This window comes from Massilia sp. CT11-108 (genome assembly GCF_047302915.1).
In the GTDB taxonomy this organism is placed as follows: domain Bacteria; phylum Pseudomonadota; class Gammaproteobacteria; order Burkholderiales; family Burkholderiaceae_D; genus Telluria; species Telluria orientalis.
Map to the genome: position 1 here is coordinate 1 of NZ_JBKYMO010000393.1, position 5,288 is coordinate 5,288.

Below are 5,288 nucleotides of genomic sequence, written 5' to 3' on the forward strand. Positions count from 1 at the left end.
CCACGATGTCGGCCGCGCCCAGCGCCGATGCGGCCGGCGACGGCCTGGCGGAAGCTCTTCTGGTCGACGAGCGTATGGCCCTGGAACACGGAGGCGCGCACGGCGACGACGCCGGTGCTCTGGCTCACGCCGCCGAAGTCGTGGATGAATTCATCGACATCGATGCGCAGCAGCGGGATGCCGGCGGCCGCATCCGTCTCCGACAGCACGCGCGCACCTGCCTGCGCGAGCCGCGTCTTGAAGCGCTGCGTCAGCAGCTGCAGCGGATTCGCCGTCCAGCGGCTGTTCGCATAGGTGCGGGCCTGCAGCGGGTCGGCATAGCTCAGGCGGTAGAACATGCGCTCGCTGTCCAGGGCACTCGAGCCGGTGACGTCGGTGACGACCACCGCGCCGAGCATGCCCTGTGCCTGCGCTTGCGCGGCCGTGGCGGGGCCGAAGTCGAATTGCGTGGTGGGCTGGCCCTTCTGCGAGGCGCAGGCGGATAGGGTCAAGGCCAGGGCGGCAGCGAGAATGATGCGGGTCGGATGCATGGTCGCTGGGTTCCTCATTTGGTCGGGGGGACGAAGCCGGGTTCGCCCGGGCCGGGTTCGGCGGCCGGTGCGCCGAACAGGATGCTTTGCGGGCGGTCGCCCAGGTTCGTCACGGTGCGGCGCACGGCGCGCAGCGAGGTCTTCGCCTCGTCGGCCATGTCGACGACGTGCGGCAAGGTTTGCAGCTCGAGGTCGGATGTCACGCCGCCCAGCGAATCGATGGCCGCGCCGGCGCGCTCGACCGGGCCGCCCGGGGCCTGCAGGCTCGTCGCGAGGCGGTCGTAGTTGTGTGCGGCGGCAGTGACGCTGGTGGAAAGCTCCTGTACGGAGCCCATCGTGCGGTCGAGTTTATCCGCCAGCGCGGGCAGGCGCGCCAGCGTGGGTTGCAGCTGGCCCGGGATCTCGGCATACGCGGCGGCGGCCTTGTTGATGCTGTCGAAGGCGCCCGTGAGCTTGTCCTGGTTTTCTTTACTGAGCACGTTGTTCAGGCTGTCCGTGATGCGCTCCGTTTTTTCCAGGATCGCGAGGCCGCGCTTTTCCAGTTGGTCGAGCAGGCCGGGACGCAGCGGGATGCGCGCCACGTGGCCCTTGTCGCTCTGCAGCAGCGGGGAGCCGGTGCGGTCGTCGTCGAGCTGGATGAAGGCGATGCCCGTCACGCCCTGGTAGCCGAGCGAGGCGAACGTCGTCTGCGTGACGGGCGCGCCTTCCTCGATCGAGAGCTTGATGAGGATCTGGCCCGTCACGCGCGGATCGAACACGATGTCGTCCACGCGCCCGACTTCCAGGCCGCGGTAGCGCACCGCGGCCTGCGGGTTCAGGCCGGGGATGGTCTGCGTGGTGACGATCTCGTACGGATGCATCGTGGTGCGGTCGCGGTTCAGCCACAGGCCGATCAGGATGGCCGCGACCAGCAGCGCGACCGTGAAGAAGCCCGTCATGAGGGCATACGATCTGTTTTCCATGTCAGTCTTCCGACTCCTTTCTTGCGATGCGCTCTTCCAGCACTTCCAGCGCCCGCTGGCCGCGCGGCCCCAGGAAAAAGTGTTTGATGAAGGGGTGCTGCACGCGCAGCACGTCGCACGACGGTCCCACCGCGATCACGTGCTTCTCCGCCAGCACGGCGATGCGCGAGGACAGCGCGAACAGCGTGTCCAGGTCGTGCGTGACCATCACGACGGTGAGTTTCAGCTCGCTGTGCAGCGTCTGGATCAGCGCCACGAACGAATCGGACAGGTCGGGGTCGAGGCCCGCCGTCGGCTCGTCGAGGAACAGCAGTTGCGGCTCGAGCGCGAGCGCGCGCGCGAGGGCCGCGCGCTTGATCATCCCGCCCGACAGGTCGGACGGCATCTTGTTCGCGTCGCCCGGGCCGAGTCCGACCATGTCCATCTTGAGCAGCACGGCGGCGCGCACGACCTCCTCGGGCAGGGCGCGCAGTTCGCGCAGCGGCAGGGCGATGTTGTCGAATACCGTGAGCGCGGAATACAGCGCGCCCTGCTGGAACAGCATGCCCCAGTGGTTGCGCATGCGCTGCAGCTGTTCCGGGCTGGCGCTGCTGACATCCTCGCCGAACACCCGCACGCAGCCGCTGGACGGCCGCTCCAGGCCCAGCATCTGGCGCAGCAGCACGGTCTTGCCGGTCCCGGATCCGCCCACGATGGACAGGATTTCGCCCGCATAGATGTCGAGGTTCAGGTCCTGGTGGACGACGGTGCGGCCGAAGCGCGTCCACAGGTTGCGGATCTGGACGACCGGCGGCCCGACGTCTTCCTCGGGCTCGCGGTTCAGTTGCTGCGGCGGGCGTTGGGCTGGTTGAGCAGGATTCGCCATCAGAAGCCCACTCCCGAGAAGATAATCGCGAACACGGCGTCGGCCAGGATCACGACGGTGATCGCCGTGACGACCGACGTCGTCGTGCCGCGGCCCAGGCTTTCCGTGTTCGGTTTGATGCGCAGGCCGAAGTGGCACGAGACGAGCGCGATCAGCATGCCGAACGCGACGCCCTTCGCGAGGCCGATGGTGTAATTCACGATCGGCACGGCGGACGGCAGCTTCTGGATGAAGTAGCGCATCGTCAGGTTCAGTTCGATCTTCGCGGAGACCATGCCGCCGATCAGGGCCATCGCATCCGTCCACACGACGAGCAGCGGCATCGCCAGCGCGAGCGCGACCACCTTGGGCATGATGAGACGGTAGCCGTGCGAGATGCCCATCACCAGCATTGCGTCGAGTTCCTCCGTCACGCGCATCACGCCCAGTTGCGCCGTGATCGACGACCCGGAACGGCCCGCGACGAGGATCGCCGCCAGCAGCGGCCCCAGTTCGCGGATGATGCTCATGCCGAGGATGTTGACGAGGTAGATGTCGCCGCCGAACATGCGCAGCTGCTGCGCCGACAGGTACGACAGCACGACCCCGATCAGGAAGCCCACGAGCGCCGTGATGCCGAGCGCCTGGAAGCCGGAGTGATAAATATTGGCCGACACTTCGCGCCAAGGTCCGGACAGCGGATGGCGGATGAAGCGGCCGATGTCCTGCACCACCTGGCCGATCAGGGTGATCGCGCCGCGCAGGTGTTCGAAGAAACTCAGCACGCCGCCGCCCAGCGTGATCACCCATTGCAGATGGCTCTTGCGCGTGCGCGGCAGCTCGATCCGGCCGGATTTCTCGATGCGCTCGAAGAGTTCTTCCTGCTTCGGGTCGAGCTTCAGCTGCTCGGGGCGGCGCTTGCCCCACGAACTCCAGAACAACTGGGCGCCGATGTGATCGAGGCTGGCGATCTCGGAGAGGTCCCAAACGACCGGCTTGCCGGCGAGGGATTTCAGCGTCTTTTCGATGTCCTTGAAGCCGCGCCGGGAAAACGCGTGGACCTGCCATACGCCGCGCGCCACCACGGATTGCCCCGCGCCGGCGTCTGGGTGTTCGATGGTTAATGTTGGCGCATTTTCAATCCGCATTGCGGCAGTGTAAAAGAGATTCGCGACTGCCGCCACCAGCGCTACGTTACCGTGACCGGATAGCGTTCGGTGGCGCACATTGCCGTGTTTACGCTGCGAGGTGGCGAACCTGGCGCTCGGGTGCTGCGTGCGTCGACTTGTCGGCCGGCTTGTGGGCGCTGCCGGCGTAGTCGCTCGCGATGAGGGCGGCAGCGTCGGCGGCCGGCATGCCCTGGCGCTGCAGCCAGGCCTGCACAAGCTTGGCCAGGCGGTCGAGCGCGATGCGGTGGGTGGCGTCGAGCTGCGTGTAGATCCAGTCCGAGAACGCCATGAAGTTGGCGAACGGGCTGTCGCCCAGCAGCACCTTGACCGTGTGGGCGAAGCGGCCGGAGTTCGCGACCAGGTCCCAGTAGCGGGCAAAGCGCACGAGCCGTTGCATGGTGGCGAAGTCGATGCGGTCGGTGGCCAGCACGGTGTAGGGCGGGTACGGCTCATACACCATCTTGTACGGTTCCGTGTGGCGGATGATCGGCGTGCCGCGCAGGCGCTTGAGGATGCCGAACTGGATCTCGTGCGGGCCGAGGGCGACCAGTTGGTCGAAGCCGCGCGCGAACGATTCGACGTCTTCGCCCGGCAGGCCGGCGATCAGGTCCACGTGCAGGTGGGCGTGCGATTGCGTCGTGAGCCAGCGGATGTTGTCCGCGGCCTTGGCATTGTCCTGGCGGCGGCTGACGAGCGTCTGCACTTCCGGGTTGAAGCTCTGGATGCCGATCTCGAACTGCAGCGCGCCGGGCGGGAATTGCGCGATCGTCGCCTTCAGCGCTTCCGGCAGGTGGTCCGGGACCAGTTCGAAGTGGGCATAGACCGGATCATCGGGATTCGCCGCGATCTTGTCGAGGAAGAACTGCATGATGCGCTGGCTCGTCTTGACGTTCAGGTTGAATGTGCGGTCGACGAATTTGAATAATCGTGCGCCGCGCTGGTACAGCGTCTCCATCTCCGCGAGAAAGGTGTCGATGCCGAATGGCCAGGCCGTCTTGTCCAGCGACGACAGGCAGAACTCGCATTTGAACGGGCAGCCGCGCGACGCTTCCACGTAGAGGGTGCGGTGGGCGATGTCTTCGTCGCTATATAAGGTGTAAGGCAGGGAGATGTCCGCCATCGGGGGCTGCACGCCCGCATGCACCTTCATGATCGGCTTGGGGCCATTAAGGATCTCGCCGCACAGCTTGGGGAAGGTGATGTCGCCCCAGCCGGTGACGACATAGTCGGCCAGGCGCGCGATCTCCTGCTCGTTCGTCTCGTACGAGACTTCCGGCCCGCCCAACACGACCGTCACCTCGGGCGCGACGCGTTTGAGCATTGCGACGGCCTTGGTCGTTTCCTCGACGTTCCATATATAGATGCCGAAGCCGACGATGCGCGGCTTCTTCGCCAGCAGGCGTTCGACGACCTCCACGGTCTTCGCGCCGATGACGAATTCCATCAGGCTCGTCTGTTCCTGGAGCTCGCCCATATTGGCCAGCAGATAGCGCAGCCCGAGCGCAGCGTGGGCGTAGCGGGCATTGAGGGTGGAGAGCAGGATGGTCATGGCGGTGCGGGGAGGACGGCAAAGGATGCATTGTAGCGGGACTTGCGGCCCGTATGCGACGCTGGTATGATTCGGTCCCTCGTCGCAAACGACAGGCCTTCAAACGGTTCTGAACGCTTCGATGGGAATAAAAAGAAGTTGACGAACATCGCGAAACACTGCATAATCTCACTTCTCTGCTGCTGACGAACAAAACGATTCGCAAGCGCAGCAAGGCAGTACCGAATACAGCTC

The 5,288-nt window shown here is 65.6% G+C and carries 6 protein-coding genes; all 6 read right to left on the reverse strand.

The window, feature by feature from the left end; translation table 11 throughout:
• Positions 1 to 530: ABC-type transport auxiliary lipoprotein family protein (locus tag ACEN88_RS23725; RefSeq protein ID WP_413343605.1), on the reverse strand; the 530-nt coding region annotated here is incomplete at its 3' end.
• Positions 531 to 544: 14 nt separating this feature from the next.
• On the reverse strand, positions 545 to 1,492 hold the full coding sequence (locus tag ACEN88_RS23730) for an MlaD family protein (protein ID WP_413343607.1): 948 nt from the start codon (positions 1,490 to 1,492) through the stop codon (positions 545 to 547).
• A 1-nt stretch (position 1,493) separates the two neighbouring features.
• Entirely contained in the window at positions 1,494 to 2,357 is an 864-nt protein-coding gene (locus ACEN88_RS23735; protein WP_413343609.1) for an ABC transporter ATP-binding protein, read from the reverse strand.
• The gene (locus tag ACEN88_RS23740; RefSeq protein WP_413343611.1) at positions 2,357 to 3,484 is read right to left on the reverse strand and encodes an MlaE family ABC transporter permease; all 1,128 of its coding nucleotides are present in this window, start codon (positions 3,482 to 3,484) and stop codon (positions 2,357 to 2,359) included. Before ACEN88_RS23740 ends, ACEN88_RS23735 begins: the two co-directional genes overlap by 1 nt.
• Before the next feature lie 88 nt (positions 3,485 to 3,572).
• Positions 3,573 to 5,054, reverse strand: coding sequence for a DUF4080 domain-containing protein (locus ACEN88_RS23745; RefSeq protein WP_413343613.1), 1,482 nt, complete (start codon positions 5,052 to 5,054; stop codon positions 3,573 to 3,575).
• On the reverse strand, positions 5,051 to 5,288 hold a 238-nt coding region (locus ACEN88_RS23750; RefSeq protein WP_413343615.1), incomplete at its 5' end, for a hypothetical protein. The genes ACEN88_RS23745 and ACEN88_RS23750, both read right to left, overlap by 4 nt.